This window comes from Amycolatopsis sp. WAC 04197, from assembly GCF_003947475.1.
GTDB lineage: Bacteria > Actinomycetota > Actinomycetes > Mycobacteriales > Pseudonocardiaceae > Amycolatopsis > Amycolatopsis japonica.
Map to the genome: position 1 here is coordinate 603,829 of NZ_QHJK01000007.1, position 18,364 is coordinate 622,192.

Here is an 18,364-nt window from a genome sequence, read left to right on the forward strand (position 1 = left end):
CTATGATCATCGCCGCGGTGTCCGGTACCGGTGTTTTCGACAGATGTCGCAGGATTCCGGCCATCCGGCTACGTCCGATGACGTACGCGGAGTGCCGCTCGTGAACGGATGTGGTGAAGGCCTCCCCCGCGACACCATTCGTCACCATGAACCTTCCCGTGGACACAGACGAACTCACGAAACGGTACGGCGAACAGCTCGCCGTGGACCGGATGAAACTGACCGTGCTGCCCGGCGAGATCTACGGTTTCCTCGGCCCGAACGGCGCGGGCAAGACGACGACGTTGCGAATGCTGCTGGGTCTCGTCCGGCCGACCTCCGGCAGCGTCCGGTTGTTCGGCAGGCCGCCCGGTGACCTCGCCGGGGTCGGGGCGCTGATCGAATCGCCGGGGTTCTACCCGTACCTCTCCGGCTCGGACAATCTCAAGGTACTGGCCCGCTACAGCGGAACGGACCCGCTCCGCGTCGGCGAAGTGCTCGCGATGGTCGACCTCGCCGATCGCGGCAAGGACCGGTACTCCACCTATTCACTCGGCATGAAACAGCGGCTCGGTGTCGCGGCCGCGCTGCTGAAGGACCCGCGGCTGCTGATCCTCGACGAGCCGACCAACGGGCTCGACCCGGCCGGGATGGCCGACATGCGGGTGCTGATCCGGCGGCTCGGCGCGGAGGGCTGCACCGTACTGCTGTCGAGCCATCTGCTGGGCGAGGTCCAGCAGATCTGCGACCGCGTCGGCGTCGTCTCCCGCGGCCGGCTGGTCGCGGAGAACACGGTCGCCGAACTCCGCGGCGGCACGGTGCTGCACATCGAGTCCGACGAGATCACGCGTGCCGCCGATCTGGTGCGGCAACGGATCGGCGCGGAGAACGTGCGCGAGAGCGGGACCGGGCTCGATCTGACCGTCGACCCGGAACGCGCGTCGTGGCTGAACCGCGAACTCGTCACGGAAGGGATCGCGGTGCGTGAACTGCACGTCCGCGAACGGGATCTGGAACAGGTCTTCTTCGAGCTCACCGGAGAGGTGGCAGGTCATGTGGGGTAGCTGCACCGCCGAGCTGGCGAAACTCGTCCGGCGTCCGGCGAACTGGTTCATGCTGGGGATCGCGGTCGTGCTCGGCCTGACGTTCACCTATCTGTTGCCGCTCGCGGGCGCGGCGGGCTCGTCGAGCGGGGCCCCCGGTACCGATCGCGGACTGGCCTCGACCCTGCCGTCCAACCTGGTCGGCAACGCGATCGGCGGGCTGCCGGTGTTCCTCGGGGCGATCCTGCTCGTGCTCGGGGTGCTGGCCGTCGGCTCCGAATACGGCTGGAGCACCTGGAAGACCGTTCTGACGCAAGGTCCTTCACGGCTGACCGTCTACAGTGGAAAGTTGTTCGCGCTGGCCGTCGCGTCGCTGACCGTCGTGGTGGCGAGCTTCGCGACCGGCGCGATCACGAGCGCGCTCATCGCCTCTTCGGAGGGCGAGCCGATGAACTGGCCGTCGTTCGGATCGCTGCTGACGGGGATCGGCGCCGGTTGGCTCATCGCGATGACCTGGGCGGCACTCGGCGCGGCGCTCGCCATCGCGATGCGCGGGGTCGCGCTGCCGATCGGGCTCGGCCTGGTGTGGCTGCTGGTGGTGCAGAACCTGCTGTTCGGGGTCGCGGCCCCGCTGGTGGACTGGGTCGGCACGCTTCAGCTGGCGCTGCCGGGAGCCAACGCCGGTTCGCTGGCGGCGTCGCTCGGTGCTTCGGGCGCGACGCCGGGCGTCGGGGAACTCGTCAGCGTCTCTCAGGCGACGCTGGTGGTGGCCGGCTACCTGGTGGTCTTCGCCGGTCTCGGCGGCTGGCTGCTGCGGCGCCGGGATGTCCTCTGAAAGTCCGTGAAGGCCTCCTTCCCTACCCTCAAGGTAGTGAAGGAGGCCTTCACGGACGGCTAGGCGAGGGCGTCGAGATCCGCCAGGACGTCGGCGGGCAGCTCCAGGTCCGCGGCGGCGACGTTCTCCCGCAGGTGCGCGGGCGAGGACGTGCCCGGGATCAGCAGGATGTTCGGCGACCGCTGGAGCAGCCACGCGAGCGCGACCTGCATCGGCGTCGCGTCGACCCGGCGGGCACAGTCGTCGAGCACGCCGGACTGCAGCGGCGTGAACCCGCCGAGCGGGAAGTACGGCACGAACGGGATGTTGATGGCCGCGAGGGCGTCGAGGAGCCCGTCGTTGGCGCGGTTCGCGACGTTGTACTCGTTCTGCACGCAGACGACCGGCGCGATGGCGCGCGCTTCCTTGACCTGCTCCGCCGACACGTGGCTCAGGCCGAGGTGCCGGATCAGGCCCTGCTGCTGAAGCTCGGCGAGCACCTCGAACGGCTCCGTGATCGAGACCGGGATCGGGAAGACGCCGTGCTCCCCCGCGAGCCGCAGGTTGACCACGTCGAGGACGTCGAGGCCGAGGTTGCGCAGGTTGTCGTGGACCGCGGAGGTCAGCTCCTCGCGCGAGAGCGCCGACGGCCAGCCCTTGTCCGGAGACCGCCTCGCGCCGACCTTCGTGACGATGTGCAGCTCGTCCGGATACGGATGCAGGGCCTCGCGGATCAGCTCGTTGGTCGTGTGCGGACCGTAGAAGTCGCTCGTGTCGATGTGGGTCACGCCCAGCTCGACCGCCTCGCGGAGGACCGCGATCGCGGCGTCGCGGTCGCTCGGCGGACCCCAGATGCCGGGGCCGGACAGCCGCATGGCGCCGTAGCCCATCCGGCTCACGGTGAGATCGCCGAGGGTGTGGGTGCCGCCTGGGCTCATGATCGCTCCTTGTGCAAGTGGGTTCCGCTCACCTTAGGCAGGTTGTCCCCGACCGGCGCGTGCGGGAAGGGAGCAAGGGACCTTTGCTACCACTCGGGGCGCTGACCTGTGCGAACAGCCAGGCCGACCAGCTGGTTCGCCAGCCCCTCGGTCAACCCGTCGACGAACATCGCGTGGCCGGTGGGCGCTCCGCGCTCGGCCAGGACCGTCGCCACGGCCTCTCCTGGGTTCGCGTAGGGCCACAGTCCAGCGACGAGGATGAAGACGGCCTTCGCGAAGTAGCCTGCCGCTTCGCCGTCCAACGCGACTTGAGTGCGGACGATGTCGGCGAGCCGTTCGGTCCGTTCGCCGGCCCGCGTCTTGAACGTCCGCGCGGTCTCGACGGAGATGTTGCGTTCCAGCACGGCGGCCATCGTGCTGATCAGCTCGCAGAGCAGGCGCTGCCGCGAGATCGACGTCGCGATGACGGTGGCGACCCGCTCGTAGCCGGGGCCGTCGAGGGCGCTCAGCTCGCCTTCGAGTTCGTCGAGCCACGAGACCCAGACCGAGTCCAAGACCTCGAGGAAAATCGCCTCCCGGCTGTCGAAGTACCGCAGCACGTTCGACTTCGCCAGGCCCACCCGATCGCTCAGTTCCCGCAGGCTGATCCGGGAGACGGGCCGCTCGGCCAGGAGTTCGCGCGCCACGCCGAGGATCGCCGCGCGCCGGGCCTCGACCTGTTCCGGCCGCCGTGCGCGCTGGAAGTCGGGTGCCACGCGGCGCACGGTACCAGACCACCCGGCTGTTATTCGGCGTTCGCGGACCTCCGCGCCTGCACCCGCTTGTAGCTCCAGATCAGCAACGCGAACAGGATGAGCCCGGAAAGGATCAAGCTCGACCCGGTGCTCCAGCCCGCGAGGGGCAGCCCCGGCACCAGGCCCCAGACGATCCCGGCGGCCAGCAGCCCCAGCCCCGCCAGCACCGAACCGGCGATGCGCAGCGGGGACGAAACGCTGTCCTCGGCCGCCTTCATCGCCCTGTCGCGGATCGGATCGACGTACTTCTCCACCGCGGGGAACTCCGAGGCCAGCACGAGCAGACCCGCGAGCACCAGCAGCAACCCTGGCCCGGGCAGCACGAGCAGAGCGATACCGACCGCCAGCAGGATGATGCCCGCGATCAGGATGAGGGCCTGCTTCACGGGTTTTCCGATGCCCACCGTCGTCTCCTCGCCGTCGTCCCTTTCCGTCGATTGTGCCGGTCGGGACGGGAAGGCGCTGGTCATGACGGTCTGTTTCGGAGGAGACCGTTCGTCGGGGTGATGAACTGATCGACCGAAGGAGGACCGATGCGCTACATGTTGCTGATCTGCGGGACGCCGTTCCCCGGCGCGGACGACTGCGAAGACCCGCTGGACGCGCGGACCCAGGAATGGGTCGACGAGATGACCGCTCGCGGAGTGCGGCTGTCCGGCAGCAGGCTCCGGTCGGCGGCCACCGCGACCACCGTGCGCCACCGCGACGGCGAACTGCTCGTCTCGGACGGGCCGTTCGCGGAGACGAAGGAACAGATCCTCGGTTACGACCTGATCGAATGCGCCGATCTCGACGAGGCGATCGAGGTCGTGGCGAAGCATCCGGTCGCGAAGTTCGCGACCATCGAGATCCGGCCGGTCTGGCCGACCCCCTGAACGCGCCTCGTGACGTAGTCGGCGGGTGTGAATGTCACCACGAGTGAGGGGTGTGTGGATATGGGGACATTCAACGTCCCTATCTCCACACACCCCGTCGTGACAGGACCGGTCGCGGAGGGACTGTGTGGATTTCTGGTCATCCAACGCCCCAAAATCCACACAGTCGAACCCTGAACGCGCCCCGTGAGAGCAAAGGTCCCTTGCTCACCCACCGGCCAGCAGCTGCTCGAACGGCACGAACCCGCTCTCCGGAGCCCCGGCCGGCGAATCCGAAGACAGCCGCGAAGCGAGCTCCCGCCCGGCCCGCGACGCCCGCTTGTCGAGGTCGCCCGGAGACGCCCAGTCCGACGAAGCCGCGTACACCGCCGTCGCGACAGGCTCGGCGCGAAGGTAGGCGAAGAGCGGACGCAGCGCGAAGTCGAGCACCAGCGAGTGCCGTTCGGTCCCGCCGGTGGCACCGATCAGCACCGGCTTCCCGTCGAGCGCCTTGTGGTCCAGCACGTCGAAGAACGACTTGAACAGCCCGCTGTACGACGCGGTGAACACCGGTGTCACGGCGATCAGGGCGTCCGCGGTGGTCACCGTGTCGATGGCCGTCCGCAGGGCCGGGGAAGGAAACCCGGTCAGCATGTTCTTCGTGACGTCGACGGCCAGATCGCGGAGTTCGATCACCTCGATCTTCACGTCCGGCAGCGCGCCGGAAACCGCAGCGGCGAGTTTGTCGGCGAGCAGCCGCGTCGAGGACGGCTGACTCAACCCCGCGGTGACGACAGCGATCGTGGTCATGCCAGGACCTCCAGACGAGAAGCGTGCGTAGGGGCCTCGGGCACGTGTGCCGGCCGAAGCGAGTCGAGTTCCTTGCGCAGCACCGGGATCACGTGCTCGCCCAGGAGGTCGAGCTGTTCCAGCACGGTCTTCAGCGGCAAGCCGGCGTGGTCCATCAGGAACAGCTGACGCTGGTAGTCGCCGAAGTGCTCACGGAAGCTCAGGGTCTTGTCGATCACCTCTTGCGGGCTGCCGACGGTCAGCGGCGTCTGCTCGGTGAACTCCTCCAGCGACGGCCCGTGCCCGTACACCGGCGCGTTGTCGAAGTACGGCCGGAACTCCCGCACCGCGTCCTGCGACTTGGGCCGCAGGAACACCTGTCCGCCCAGTCCGACGATGGCCTGGTCCGCCTTGCCGTGCCCGTAGTGCTCGTACCGCTCCCGGTAAAGGTTGATCAGCGCCTGGAAGTGCTCCTTCGGCCAGAAGATGTGGTTCGCGAAGAACCCGTCGCCGTAATAGGCGGCCTGTTCCGCGATCTCCGGGCTCCGGATCGAGCCGTGCCAGACGAACGGCGGGACACCGTCCAGCGGACGCGGGGTCGAGGTGAACTCCTGCAGCGGCGTCCGGAACTTCCCGGACCAGCTGACCACGTCCTCGCGCCACAACCGGTGCAGCAGGTGGTAGTTCTCGATGGCCAGCGGGATCCCCTGCCGGATGTCCTGCCCGAACCACGGGTACACCGGGCCGGTGTTGCCGCGCCCCATCATCAGGTCGACGCGGCCGTCGGCGAGGTGCTGCAGCATCGCGAAGTCCTCGGCGATCTTCACCGGGTCGTTCGTGGTGATCAGCGTGGTCGAGGTGGAAAGGATGATCTTCGACGTCTGCGCGGCGATGTAGCCGAGCATCGTCGTCGGCGACGAAGGCACGAAGGGCGGGTTGTGGTGCTCGCCGGTCGCGAAGACGTCGAGGCCGACCTCTTCGGCCTTGAGCGCGATCCGCACCATCGCCTTGATCCGCTCGTACTCGCTGGGCGCCTCCCCGGTGGTCGGGTCGGTCGTCACATCGCCCACCGTGAAGATTCCGAACTGCATGACCTGCTCCCTAGGCCGGGGTTACGTTGCTTGAGCGTTCAACTTCACGCACGCGAGAAGTATTCCAGACCATCGACGCGGGCTGAAAGGGTGACTTGATCGGCCCGGAAAGTGACCGCCCCCACACTCGAATCCATGTGGCTCACCTCCCTGCTTGTGACAACGTTGACATTCGCTCTCACGCCGGCCACCACTCCCGAACCCACCGTCCAGGCGACGATCTGCGCCAAGTACTGCGACAGCCGCGACCCCGCTTTGGCCGTCGGCGAAAGAAGACCCGGCACGGCCTCCGTCTGGGGTCGCGCCATCACGTTGCACCTCTCAGACGGCGACAACATGGGCTGGGGCAGCATCGCGAACGGCGACCCCGGCGACGAAGTCTGGCTCGACCGCTCCTTCGACGGCGGCCGCACCTGGGCGGCCGACAGCCGGATCGGCGACACGAAGATCCCCGACGGCCAACGCGGCTGGCGCACCCTGATGTTCAACGTCGACGACCCCGCCACCCACCGCTTCGGCGCCCTGCGCGCCTGCGGGAAGGCGGGCAACCGGCCGGAAATCGCGTGCACGCCGTGGTTCCGCACCACGGTCGCCGCCAAGGACCGCGCCGAAGCCGCGGCCACCGCGCTCATGCAGTTCTACGACAACGGCACCGGACTCTGGCCGACCACGGGCTGGTGGAACTCGGCGAACGCGCTCACCGCGATCCTCGACTACAGCACGCGAACCGGTTCGCAGAACTACCGCTACGCCATCGGAAACACGTTCGACCGCAACCGCGGCGACAACTTCACGAACGAATACATCGACGACACCGGCTGGTGGGCGCTCGCCTGGATCCGCGCCTACGACCTCACGAAGGACCGCCGCTACCTCGACACCGCCGTCATCGCGGCGGACTACATGTATTCCTACCGCGACGGGACCTGCGGCGGCGGACTCTGGTGGTCGACGGCGAAGACGTACAAGAACGCCGTCACCAACGAGTTGTACGTCAAGGTGGCCGCGTCACTGCACAACCGGATCCCCGGCGACACACGTCAGCTCGCGCGGGCACGCGAGGTCTGGGACTGGTTCCGCGCGAGCGGCATGATCAACGGAAGCGCCCTGATCAACGACGGCCTGAACGCCTCCTGCGCCAACAACGGCCAGGCCGTCTGGAGTTACAACCAGGGCATCGTCCTCGGCGCGCTGGTCGAACTTCAGCGCGCGACCGGTGACGCCGCCCTGCTCACCACGGCCCGGCGGCTCGCGGACGCCTCCACCACGACGTCGCTCCTGCACTCGAACGGGATCCTGCGCGATCCGTGCGAGTCCGGCGACTGCGGCGCCGACGGGCCGTCGTTCAAGGGCGCGTACGCCAGGGGGCTCGGCGAGCTCGACCGGGCGCTGGCGGGCAGGCCGTACCGTGCTTACCTGACGCGCCAAGCGAACTCGACGATCGCGAACAACCGCACGTCGCTCGATCAGCACGGCCTGCGCTGGGCGGGACCGGTCGACAAGGTCGACGCCGCCCGTCAGCACAGCGCGCTGGAGGTCCTCACCGCAGCTCTCTGAGAACCGGATCCGGGACGTGCAGCCAGGCGCGGACCTCGGTCTCCTTCTCGTGCACGAGCACCTGCCGGTAGCTCATCGTGTCGAGACCGGGGCCGCCCTGGTCCTGGACGTCCTCGTGGAACCGGTCCGACACGAGCACCACCACGGGCGACTCGTCCGGCGCTTCGGCGAGCGCGTCCCGCAGCACGCGCGAGTCCAGCAGCCGGGCGAGCAGCACCTTCGGCCGCCCCGTCACGCCGTACTCGTCGAGTGCGATCTCGCCGGCGTGGATCGCCACCCGGACCCGGATCCGCAGCGCCTGCTCGGTGACGACGTTGTACCGGGCCAGTTCCGCGGTCAGCCGTGAGAGCAACGGGTACACCAGGCGGAACTTCGGGAAATGCGGCGGGACCACGACGATCATGCCGTCCCCGGTGTCGCGCTTCAGGCACGCCTCCCAGGCGATCCCGCTGGCTTCGAAGGCGGTGGAGAGAACGCCGAAGAGCATCCGCCGGACCTGGACGAAGATCTCGCTGCTGCGGCCGACCTGGCCGAACCCGGAGATGTCGATCGAGAACAGCCCGCAGTGCATGCCGGACTCGACCCACGCCGCCGGCGGCGGGTAGAGGATCTTCGTCCGCAACCGCGCGAGGTGGACACAGGTCGCGGTGACGAACAGGATCGTGCCGAAGAGCCAGGCGAACGACAGCATCGCCTCCGACTCGCCCTCCGCCGCCGCCCGCTCCAGCAGGAAGGTCATCGCGACGGCGATGCCGCCGTAACCCAGCACGAACAGCCAGAGGATCCCTCGCCGAAGCCGGATCGCGGCGTGCGCGACCGGTATCGGCGCGAGCATCCCGAACGACCCGATGACCACCACGAAATACCAGAGACTCACGACGCGTTGTGCGGTCGAGACGCGTGTGGGACCGGTTCCGACGGCCACCTTGTTCCCCCCGTCACCCTGTGACACCGGAAACGATAACGCCTCATCCGAGCCTTGAGGAAGTCGCTTTCCCCAGCCGTGACCCGCCCATCGGGACAGGGTGATGCGCCACACGCGGGGCTCGGGAGAACGAAGCTGTCGGAGGGGACGGATATCCTCCAGTACGGTGTCGCGTTGAACACCACCTCCACGAGCTAGTTCGCGAGCCACGACTCCAGGAGAAGTACCCAGTGACTGCTGAGACCCTGTACGGGGCCGACGACCTGACGCATCTCGAGGGTCTGGAAGCGGTCCGCAAGCGCCCCGGTATGTACATCGGCTCCACCGACAGCCGCGGCATCAACCACCTGTTCTCCGAGGTCGTGGACAACTCGACCGACGAGGGCGTGGCGGGTCACGCCACGAAGATCGTGGTCACCCTGCACGCCGACGGCAGCGTCCAGGTCGACGACGACGGCCGCGGCATCCCCACCGGAACGCACGCCAAATCCGGTTTGTCCGGTGTCGAGCTGGTGCTGACCAGGCTGCACGCGGGCGGCAAGTTCGGCGGTTCGGGCTACAAGACCTCCGGCGGTCTGCACGGTGTCGGCGCCTCGGCGGTGAACGCGCTGTCGCACCGCTTCGACGTCACGGTGAAGCAGAGCGGCAAGGTCCACCAGATGTCGTTCGCGCACGGCGTCCCCGGCGTGTTCGACGGGCCCGGCCCGAAGGCCAAGTTCACCCGCAAGTCCGGGCTGAACGTCACCGGCAAGATGAAGCGCGGCGAGCGCTCCGGCACGTCGATCCGCTACTGGTACGACTCGCGCTACTTCGAGAGCGGCGCCGCGCTCGACGTCGAGGGTGTCCGCGCGAAGATGCGCAACACCGCGTTCCTGGTCCCCGGCGTCACGTACGTGCTGCGCACCGCCGTCGACGACTCGATCAGCGAAGAGACCTTCCACTTCCCCAACGGCCTCGCCGACATGGTCGACTTCCTCGCCCCGGACAGCGAGAAACCCGTCTGCGGCACGCTGATCATCAACGGCGAAGGCACGTACAAGGAGAACGCGGCCGACGCCAGCGGTGTCATGCAGTCCAATGTGGTGCGTCACGCCGAGGTCGAGGTCGCGCTGCGCTGGGGCACCGGCTACGAGCGCACGGTGGAGTGCTTCACCAACACCATCCGCAACGTGCACGGCGGCACCCATCGCCGCGGTTTCGACCGCGCGGTGCTGAAAGCCTTGCAGGACGCCATTTCCAAAACCCGCGGGCTGCTCAAGCCCAAGGAGGACATGCCGACCGTCGAGGACGTGCTCGAAGGGATGACGGCGGTCGTCCACGTCCGGCTGCCGGAGCCGCAGTTCACCTCGCAGACCAAGGACGAGCTGTCCACCGCCGGCATCACCCGCGTCATCCAGGGCATCGTCGACAAGCACATCCGCTCCTGGACCGAAGAGCGCAAGACCAAGTCCGAGGCGAAGATCGTGCTGCAGAAGGTGGTCGACGCGGCACGCGTCCGGCTCACCCAGAAGCAGCAGAAGGACGCGGCCCGGCGCAAGACCGCGCTCGAAGGCGCGGCGATGCCGCCGAAGCTGGTCGACTGCCGCACCACCGGCGTCTCCCGCAGTGAGCTGTTCCTCGTCGAGGGTGACAGCGCCCTCGGTTCGGCGCGGATGGCGCGCGTTTCGGAGTACCAGGCGCTGCTTCCCTTGCGCGGCAAGATCCTCAACGTCCAGAAGGCGTCGCTCGGCGACACCTTGAAGAACGCCGAGATCGCCTCCATCGTGCAGGTGCTCGGCGCGGGCAGCGGGCGCACGTTCGATCTGTCGACCATGCGCTACGGCCGGGTGATCCTGATGGCCGACGCGGACGTCGACGGTTCGCATATCCGCACGCTGCTGATCACGCTGTTCGCCAAGTACATGCGGCCGGTCATCGAGGACGGCAGGCTCTACGCCGCGATGCCGCCGCTGCACAAACTGGTCACCAAGGGCCGCAACCCGGAAACCCACTTCACCTTCACCCAGAAGGAGATGGAGACCAAGTTCGCGGAGCTGGAACGCGCCGGCAAGCAGATCGTCACACCGGTGCCGCGGTTCAAGGGGCTCGGCGAGATGGACGCCGACGAACTGTGGGACACCACGATGAACCCGGCCACCCGCTCGGTCCGCCGCATCACCCTCGACGACGTCGAAGCCGCGGAGAACGCGCTCGAACTGTTGATGGGCGAGAAGGTCGAGCCGCGCCGCAACTGGCTGGTCGAATCCTCCGACCGGGTCGACCGCGAAGCCATCGACGCCTGATTTCGTTGCTATTCAAGGAGCTTTGAGCAATGGCACGCCGTAAGGGCACCACGACCAAGGTCGACCCGTCAGCGTTCGACAAACCAGGCGCGAACGTCTTCGACAACTCGCTGAAGACGGAGATCGAGGATTCGTACCTGGAGTACGCGTATTCGGTCATCCACTCGCGGGCGCTCCCGGACGCGCGGGACGGGCTGAAGCCGGTGCACCGCCGGATCATGTACTCGATGAACGAGAACGGCTACCGGCCGACGCACGCGTACGTGAAGTCGTCCCGCGTGGTCGGCGACGTGATGGGCAAGTACCACCCGCACGGCGACACGGCGATCTACGACGCCATGGTCCGGCTCGCGCAGGACTTCTCGCTCAACGTCCCGCTGGTCGACGGGCACGGCAACTTCGGCTCCCCCGACGACGGCCCGGCCGCCTCGCGGTACACCGAGGCGCGGCTCTCCCCCGAGGCGATGTTGCTGGTCGGTGAGCTCGGTGAGGACACCGTCGACTTCCGGCCGAACTACGACGGCTCGCTCGAAGAGCCGTCCGTGCTGCCCGCGGCGTTCCCGAACCTGCTGGTCAACGGCACTTCCGGGATCGCGGTCGGGATGGCGACCAACATGATCCCGCACAACCTGTCCGAGGTCATCGGCGCGGCGCGGTGGCTGATCAACCACCCGAACGCCACGCTGGACAAGCTGATGGAGTACGTCCCGGGTCCCGACCTGCCGACCGGCGGTTCGCTGCTGGGGCTGGACGAGGTCCGCCGCGCGTACGAGACCGGCCGCGGGGTGGTGCGCATGCGCGCCAGCGCCGAGACCGGGCCACTGGAGGGCAGCCGCGGCCGTCAGGCCATCACCATCACCGAACTGCCGTACGGCGTCGGCCCGGAGAAGGTGATCGAGAAGATCACCGACGAGGTCAACAAGTCCAAGCGGCTCACCGGCATCGCCGACGTCAAGGACCTCACCGACCGCGAGAACGGCACGCGGCTGGTCATCGAATGCAAGGTCGGCGTGAACCCGCAGGCGCTGCTGGCGGATCTGTACCGGCTCACGCCGCTGGAGCAGTCGTTCGGCATCAACAACCTGGTGCTGGTGGACGGGCAGCCGCAGACGCTGGGGCTCAAGGCGCTGCTGGAGGTCTTCCTCAGCCACCGCTACGAGGTCGTCACCCGCCGCACCCGCTTCCGGCGCCGCAAACGCGAAGAGCGGCTGCACCTGGTCGACGGTCTGCTGATCGCCCTGCTCAACATCGACAAGGTGATCAAGCTGATCCGCGAGAGCGAGAACGCCGCGGCCGCGAAGGACGGCCTGATGAAGCGGTTCAAGCTCTCGGAGATCCAGGCGACCTACATCCTGGACACCCCGCTGCGGCGGCTCACGAAGTACGACCGGATCGAGCTCGAATCCGAGCAGGACAAGCTGCGCGAGGAGATCGCCGAGCTGTCGAAGATCCTCGACGACGAGTCGGTGCTGAAGAAGGTCGTCTCGGCCGAACTGGCCAAGATCGCCAAGGACCACCCGACCGAGCGCCGCACCGCGCTGATCGACGGCGACCTCAAGGAGGTCCTCGCCGCGTCGAAGCCGTCGGGTCCGCTGGAGGTCGCCGACGATCCGTGTCAGGTGATCCTGTCGGCCACCGGGCTGGTCGCGCGGACGGCCGCGGAATCGGAGGAGGCGTCGGAAGTGCGGCGCCGCAACGGCCGCGTCAAACACGACTCGGTGGCCGCGGTGGTCCATTCGACCGCCCGCGGGCAGGTGCTGCTGGTGACCAACCGCGGCCGCGCGTTCAAGACCGACGTGCTGCCGCTGCCGGTGCTGCCCGAGCAAGCGGGCACGGTGTCGCTTCGCGGCGGGATGGCCGCGAAGGAACTGGTGCCGTTGGAGAAGGGCGAGCGCGTCATCGGCCTGGCCCCGCTCGGCGAACAGGCCGCCGGCTCCCCCGGCCTCGCGCTCGGCACGAAGCACGGTGTCGTGAAGGTGTGCGCGCCGGAATGGCCGGTCCGTTCCGACGAGTTCGACGTGATCAGCCTGAAGGACGGCGATGAGGTCGTCGGCGCCACCTGGCTCACCGACGGCAACGAGACGCTGGCGTTCCTGTCGTCCGAAGCGTCACTGCTGCGCTACGCCGCTTCGCTCGTGCGGCCGCAAGGTCTCAAGGGCGGTGGCATGGCGGGCATCGCCGTGCGCGGCGAGGCGGAAGTGGTCTTCTTCGGCGCGATCCGCACCGATGACGCCGAACACGGCGAGCCGATGGTCGTCACCGCGACCGGCGCGAGCGTGAAAGTGACCCCGTTCAGCGAGTACCCGGCCAAGGGCCGCGCGACCGGCGGCGTCCGGGCGCAGCGGTTCCTCAAGGGCGAAACGCGGCTGATCGTCGGCTGGATCGGCCCGCGCCCCGCCGGTGCCGCCCGCAACGGCGACCCGGTGGAACTCCCCGAAGTCGACCTCCGCCGCGACGGCTCCGGCCACGCCCACCCCGGCCCGGAGGTCGTCGGTCACCTGATCGAACGCGATTGACCCCGCACTCACGTTATCGGGCGCGGAACTCGCGTGTTTGGAGCCGGAACGCCCCCAAACACGCGAGTTCCGACCTCCATCACGCGAGTTCCGCCTCCAATCACGCGTGTCGTCCGTCTGATCACGCGTGTCGTCCGCCCGATCACGCGAGTCGTCCGTCGGGGAGCCGGACCCCTGCGTGGTAGCAAAGGTCCCTTGCTCCCTCAGCGACCCAGCAGGCCCTTCGCGATATGCGTCACCTGGATCTCGTTGCTCCCCGCGTAGATCATCAGCGACTTCGCATCGCGCGCCAGCTGCTCCACCCGGTACTCCGCCATGTACCCGTTGCCGCCGAACAGCTGCACGGCCTCCATCGCGACCTCGGTGGCCGCCTCCGACGAGTACAGCTTCATCGCCGAAGCTTCGGCCAGCGTCGGCATCTTGCCCGCGCGCAGGGTCTCGACCAGCTGGAAGACCATGTTCTGCACGTTGATCCGCGCGACCTCCATCTTCGCCAGCTTCAGCTGGATCAGCTGGAACCGCCCGATCTCCTGGCCCCACAGCTTCCGGTTCTTCGCGTAGTCCACGCACAGCCGATGGCATTCGTTGATGATCCCGAGCGCCAGCGCCGCGACCCCGATCCGCTCGACGGCGAACCCGGACTTCACCTCGGCCTTGCTGTCGCCGTCGCGGCCGGTCTCGGACTCGCCGAGCAGCCTGTCCCGCCCGAGCCGGACGTCGCTGAAGAACAGCTCGCCGGTCGGCGACGACATCATGCCCATCTTCTTGAACGGTTTGCCCTGCGTGAGCCCGGGCATGCCCTTGTCGAGCACGAACGTCAGCACCTTGCGGTCCCGGACCTCCGAGCCGTCGTCCAGCTTGGCGTACACGATGATCGTGTCGGCGTAGGGCCCATTGGTGATGAACGTCTTCTGTCCATTGAGGACGTACTCGTCACCGTCGCGCCGCACCGACGTCTTCATGCCACCGAAAGCGTCCGAACCGGAGTCGGGTTCGGTGATCGCCCAAGCCCCGACCTTCTCGAACGTCGCCAGCCCGGGCAGCCAACGTTCCTTCTGCGCTTGTGTGCCCTTCGTCAGGATCGTCTGCGCGGTCAGCCCGATGCTCACGCCGAGCGAAGCGACGATGCCGAGGCTGACCCCGGCCAGCTCGCTCACCGCGATGAGCGCCATCGCCTCCTGCCCGCCGAACGCCAAACCGCCGCCGGACCCGCGCTTCCCAGACAGCAGTTTCGACACCGATTCCCGCGCGAGCGCGTCGATGCCGAAGGACGCGAACATCTTCCGGATGATGTCGTACGGCGGCAGCGTGCCGCTTTCCAGCGCGTCGAGGTGCGGCCGGATCTCCTTGTCCACGAATTCCCGGATCGCGTCCCTGATCAGCAGTTCGGTCTCGGACCACTCGATCACGGGAGCCTCGCGGCGATGTCGTCGATCTCCCAGGCGGCCTCGGTCTCGATCACCTTGACGTCGTGCCAGCCCGCGAGTTCGGAGATCGCGCCGCCCTGCACCGCGAACACCTTGCCGGTGAGCGGGCATTTCTCGGTCGCGAGGTAGGCCACCAGCGGCGAGATGTTCGCCGGGGAGAACGCGTCGAACTCCCCCTCTTCCACCTCCTGGGCGAAGATCGCGCCCATTCCCGGCGTCGCCAGGGTGAGCCGCGTGCGCGCGATCGGCGCGATCGCGTTGACCCGCACGCCGTAGCGTTCCAGCTCCTCGGCGGCGACCAGCGTCAGCGCGGCAATGCCCGCCTTCGCCGCGCCGTAGTTCGCCTGTCCCGCGTTCGGCAGCGTGGTCCCGGACGCCGAGGCGGTGTTGATCACCGAGCCCGCCACCTGCTCGCCCGCCTTGCTCGCGGTCTTCCAGTACGCGGCCGCGTGCCGCAGCACCGCCGCGTGCCCCTTCAGATGCACGGCGATCACGGAATCCCATTGGGACTCCTCAAGGCCGGCGATGAACGCGTCGCGCAGGATGCCGGCGTTGTTCACGACGACGTCGAGCTTGCCGAATTCGTCCACCGCCTGCGTCACCAGCTCGGCGGCGCCCGCCCAGTCGGCGACGTTGGCCGTGTTCGCCACCGCCTTCCCACCCGCCGCGCGGATCTCGTCGACGACCTCCTGCGCGGGCCCGGCGTCGCTGCCGCTGCCGTCGTTCGCCCCGCCGAGGTCGTTGACCACGACGCTCGCGCCCTCCCGCGCGAACAGCAGCGCGTGCTCGCGGCCGATCCCGCGCCCGGCGCCGGTGATGACGGCGACGCGTCCGTCGAGTGCTCCCATGGCTTTGCTCCTACTCCGCGAATTCCGCGAGACCGTCTTTGATCACGACGGTTTCGCCGACGGTGGTTTCGAACGCGTAGCTCCCGGCGCCCGCGCGCCAGATCCGCGTCGTCAGGTCCTGGCCGGGCAGCACCGGCTTGGCGAACCGGACGGCGAACCGCTTCAGTCTGTCCACATCGGACCCGGCGACCTCGGTCAGCAGCGCCCACGAAGTGAACGCCATCGTGCACAGGCCGTGCGCGATGATCCCCGGCAGTCCCGAATCCTTCGCGACCTCTTCGTCGAGATGGATCGGCATCGGGTCGCCGGCGGCGGGCGCGTACCGATACGTCTGGTCGTCGTCGACGTGCTGATTCACCTTCGCCACCGGCGCCTGCGCACGAAGGCCTTCGTCGAACTTGTGGTCCGGTCCGAGTTCGCCGCGGGTCTCCCCGGTGTCGAACCCGCGCACGAACAGCGTCACGTACTGCTCGTTGACCAGGTCGCCGTCGTCGGTCCGGCATTCGAGGTGGATGGTGCCGCGGGTGCCGTTCGGCAGGCCCTCGTAACCGGTCATCCGCGCCCGCGACACGAGCTTGTCGCCGGGGCGGATCGGCCGGTGGAACCGGAACTCCTGTTCCCCGTGCACGATCCGGCCGAACAAGCCGACCGGGACGACTTCGAGCGCGGGTTCCATCAGCGACTCGAACACCGGCACGATCGCGAACACGGGGCTCGCGACGTCACCGGCGAGGTGCGCCGGGATCGGGTCGTTGGTGGCCTTCGCGTACTCGATCAGTCGCTCGCGCGTGACCTCGAACCGCGACTCGTCGGTCCATTTGCCGAGCCCACCGGGGTCGAACCGCTCGGTCACGAGACCAGCGCCTTGAAGTTCTCGAGGGAGGCGTCGAGGTTCTTCTTGCCGTCCTTCTCGACGGCCTTGCCGAGCGCGCCGACGATCATCTGACCGGCGAATTCCGCGTCGATGCTGGCGAGCGAACCGTCTCCGGACGCCTCCACCGACAGCTCGAACTTGACCTTCACCCCGGCCATCCCGGTGCCGGAGATCGCCAGCTTCGACGGCGCCTCGAACTCGTCGACGGTCCAGGTGATCGTGTTCGGCATCCCGAGCATCGTGACGACCTCGGAAGCCTGTGCGCCCTTGGAGAATTCGGCCGGGACCTCGCCCTTCCACTTGGTGTGGATGGTCAGCCACTTCTCGAAGTTGTTGGGGTTGGAGAACTCCGCCCACACCTTGTCGGGAGCGGCGGGGAGTTCGACGGAGGCACTGATCTTGCCCATGGTTCTTCCTTTCGGGATCAGCGCTCGGCGCGCTGGTAGGCGGTGACGACGGCGGCGCCGCCGAGTCCGATGTTGTGCTGCAGCGCGGCCTGGACGCCGTCGACCTGGCGTTTGTCGGCGGTCCCGCGCAGCTGCCAGGTCAATTCGGCGCACTGCGCGAGGCCGGTGGCGCCGAGCGGATGTCCCTTGGAGATCAGCCCGCCGGACGGGTTGACGACCCACTTCCCGCCGTAGGTGGTGTCTCCGGAGTCGACGAGCTTCCCGGCCTCCCCTTCGGCGCAGAGTCCGAGCGCTTCGTAGAGCAGGAGTTCGTTGGCGGAGAAGCAATCGTGCAGCTCGATGACCTGGAAGTCCTCCGCGCCGAGCCCGGCCTGGTCGTACACCTGGCGCGCGGCCTGGACGTTCATGTCGTAGCCGATGATGTTCTTCGCGGTTCCGTCGAAGGTGCTGGCGAAGTCGGTGGTCATCGCCTGCCCGACGATCTCCACGGCCTGCCCGGCCAGCCCATGCGAGTCCACAAAGGACTCACTGGCGAGGATCGCCGCGCCGGAACCGTCCGAGGTCGGCGAGCACTGGAGCTTCGTGAGCGGGTCGTAGATCATCCGCGAGTCGAGGATGTCCTGCAGCGAATAGCTTTCCTGGAACTGAGCGTACGGATTGTTCACCGAATGCCGGTGGTTCTTCTCGCCGATCTTGGCGAAGTGCTCGGCGGTGGTGCCGTAGGTCTTCATATGCTCGCGGCCTGCCGCGCCGAACATCCACGGCGCGGGCGGGAAGAGCACCTCGGAGATCTCGGCGAGCGCCTGGATATGCCTGCCCATCGGCTGCTCGCGGTCGTCGTAGGTCGAGCCGAGCGATCCGGGCTGCATCTTCTCGAAGCCGAGCGCGAGCGCGCAGTCCGCACGGCCGCCCCGGATCGCCTCCGCGGCCAGGTACAGCGCGGTCGACCCGGTCGAGCAGTTGTTGTTGACGTTGACGACCGGGATCCCGGTCATGCCGAGTTCGTAGACCGCGCGCTGCCCCGAGGTCGACTCGCCGTAGACGTAGCCGACGTAGGCCTGTCGCACCTCGTCGAAGGAGATCCCGGCGTCGGCGAGCGCCTTGGTCCCGGATTCCTTGGCCATCTGCGGGTAGTCCCAGCCCTCGCGGCGGCCGGGTTTCTCGAACTTCGTCATGCCCACGCCGACGACGTACACCTTGTTGGCCACCACGACGCTCCTTGTCGT

The 18,364-nt window shown here is 68.0% G+C and carries 17 protein-coding genes; 6 read left to right on the forward strand and 11 right to left on the reverse strand.

Annotated elements, in window-relative coordinates; translation table 11 throughout:
• Positions 1-146 precede the first annotated feature (146 nt).
• Complete coding sequence (locus tag DMC64_RS26650) at positions 147-1,043, forward strand: ABC transporter ATP-binding protein (RefSeq protein WP_125735738.1); 897 nt, start codon at positions 147-149, stop codon at positions 1,041-1,043.
• A complete protein-coding gene (locus tag DMC64_RS26655) occupies positions 1,033-1,857 on the forward strand; it encodes an ABC transporter permease (RefSeq protein WP_125735739.1) in 825 nt (274 codons plus the stop codon). The genes DMC64_RS26650 and DMC64_RS26655 overlap by 11 nt, the downstream gene beginning before the upstream one ends.
• A 59-nt stretch (positions 1,858-1,916) precedes the next feature.
• Here the strand turns inward: DMC64_RS26655 and DMC64_RS26660 are convergent, their stop codons facing one another.
• From DMC64_RS26660 to DMC64_RS26670, 3 genes are all read right to left on the reverse strand, one after another.
• Positions 1,917-2,774: an aldo/keto reductase family oxidoreductase gene (locus tag DMC64_RS26660; protein WP_125735740.1), complete on the reverse strand. Its 858-nt coding sequence runs from the start codon at positions 2,772-2,774 to the stop codon at positions 1,917-1,919.
• Between the two features lie 86 nt (positions 2,775-2,860).
• Positions 2,861-3,529, reverse strand: a complete 669-nt coding sequence (locus DMC64_RS26665; protein WP_370324822.1) for a TetR family transcriptional regulator — start codon at positions 3,527-3,529, stop codon at positions 2,861-2,863.
• Between the two features lie 29 nt (positions 3,530-3,558).
• A complete protein-coding gene (locus DMC64_RS26670) occupies positions 3,559-3,972 on the reverse strand; it encodes a PGPGW domain-containing protein (RefSeq protein ID WP_037346915.1) in 414 nt (137 codons plus the stop codon).
• Positions 3,973-4,101: 129 nt separating this feature from the next.
• Here DMC64_RS26670 and DMC64_RS26675 point away from each other — a divergent pair, with 129 nt between their 5' ends.
• Positions 4,102-4,443, forward strand: coding sequence for a YciI family protein (locus tag DMC64_RS26675; protein ID WP_037346043.1), 342 nt, complete (start codon positions 4,102-4,104; stop codon positions 4,441-4,443).
• A 207-nt stretch (positions 4,444-4,650) separates the two neighbouring features.
• Here the strand turns inward: DMC64_RS26675 and DMC64_RS26680 are convergent, their stop codons facing one another.
• Complete coding sequence (locus DMC64_RS26680; RefSeq protein ID WP_125735742.1) at positions 4,651-5,232, reverse strand: FMN reductase; 582 nt, start codon at positions 5,230-5,232, stop codon at positions 4,651-4,653.
• Positions 5,229-6,302: an LLM class flavin-dependent oxidoreductase gene (locus tag DMC64_RS26685; protein WP_037346041.1), complete on the reverse strand. Its 1,074-nt coding sequence runs from the start codon at positions 6,300-6,302 to the stop codon at positions 5,229-5,231. Before DMC64_RS26685 ends, DMC64_RS26680 begins: the two co-directional genes overlap by 4 nt.
• Before the next feature lie 135 nt (positions 6,303-6,437).
• Between DMC64_RS26685 and DMC64_RS26690 the strand changes: the two genes are divergently transcribed.
• Entirely contained in the window at positions 6,438-7,859 is a 1,422-nt protein-coding gene (locus DMC64_RS26690; protein WP_199755095.1) for a glycoside hydrolase family 76 protein, read from the forward strand.
• Here DMC64_RS26690 and DMC64_RS26695 read toward each other — a convergent pair.
• The gene (locus DMC64_RS26695) at positions 7,843-8,784 is read right to left on the reverse strand and encodes a hypothetical protein (RefSeq protein WP_233629821.1); all 942 of its coding nucleotides are present in this window, start codon (positions 8,782-8,784) and stop codon (positions 7,843-7,845) included. The two genes, DMC64_RS26690 and DMC64_RS26695, sit on opposite strands and share 17 nt — an antisense overlap.
• Before the next feature lie 230 nt (positions 8,785-9,014).
• On the opposite strand from DMC64_RS26695, the gene DMC64_RS26700 reads away from it, so the two are divergent.
• Both DMC64_RS26700 and DMC64_RS26705 read left to right on the forward strand, forming a co-directional pair.
• The gene (locus tag DMC64_RS26700) at positions 9,015-11,066 is read left to right on the forward strand and encodes a type IIA DNA topoisomerase subunit B (protein ID WP_037346037.1); all 2,052 of its coding nucleotides are present in this window, start codon (positions 9,015-9,017) and stop codon (positions 11,064-11,066) included.
• Between the two features lie 29 nt (positions 11,067-11,095).
• On the forward strand, positions 11,096-13,582 hold the full coding sequence (locus DMC64_RS26705; protein ID WP_125735745.1) for a DNA topoisomerase (ATP-hydrolyzing) subunit A: 2,487 nt from the start codon (positions 11,096-11,098) through the stop codon (positions 13,580-13,582).
• Positions 13,583-13,785: 203 nt separating this feature from the next.
• Here DMC64_RS26705 and DMC64_RS26710 read toward each other — a convergent pair whose 3' ends face one another.
• The 5 genes from DMC64_RS26710 to DMC64_RS26730 are packed head-to-tail and all read right to left on the reverse strand — an operon-like array spanning position 13,786 to position 18,349.
• Positions 13,786-14,991: an acyl-CoA dehydrogenase family protein gene (locus DMC64_RS26710; RefSeq protein ID WP_125735746.1), complete on the reverse strand. Its 1,206-nt coding sequence runs from the start codon at positions 14,989-14,991 to the stop codon at positions 13,786-13,788.
• On the reverse strand, positions 14,988-15,857 hold the full coding sequence (locus DMC64_RS26715; protein ID WP_125735747.1) for an SDR family oxidoreductase: 870 nt from the start codon (positions 15,855-15,857) through the stop codon (positions 14,988-14,990). Before DMC64_RS26715 ends, DMC64_RS26710 begins: the two co-directional genes overlap by 4 nt.
• 10 nt (positions 15,858-15,867) lie before the next feature.
• Positions 15,868-16,710, reverse strand: a complete 843-nt coding sequence (locus DMC64_RS26720) for a MaoC/PaaZ C-terminal domain-containing protein (RefSeq protein ID WP_125735748.1) — start codon at positions 16,708-16,710, stop codon at positions 15,868-15,870.
• Positions 16,707-17,138, reverse strand: coding sequence for an SRPBCC family protein (locus DMC64_RS26725; protein WP_016331679.1), 432 nt, complete (start codon positions 17,136-17,138; stop codon positions 16,707-16,709). Before DMC64_RS26725 ends, DMC64_RS26720 begins: the two co-directional genes overlap by 4 nt.
• Before the next feature lie 17 nt (positions 17,139-17,155).
• Positions 17,156-18,349 carry a lipid-transfer protein gene (locus DMC64_RS26730; protein ID WP_199755096.1) on the reverse strand — a complete coding sequence of 398 codons (1,194 nt, stop codon included), beginning with the start codon at positions 18,347-18,349 and terminating at the stop codon, positions 17,156-17,158.
• Between the last annotated feature and the right edge of the window lie 15 nt (positions 18,350-18,364).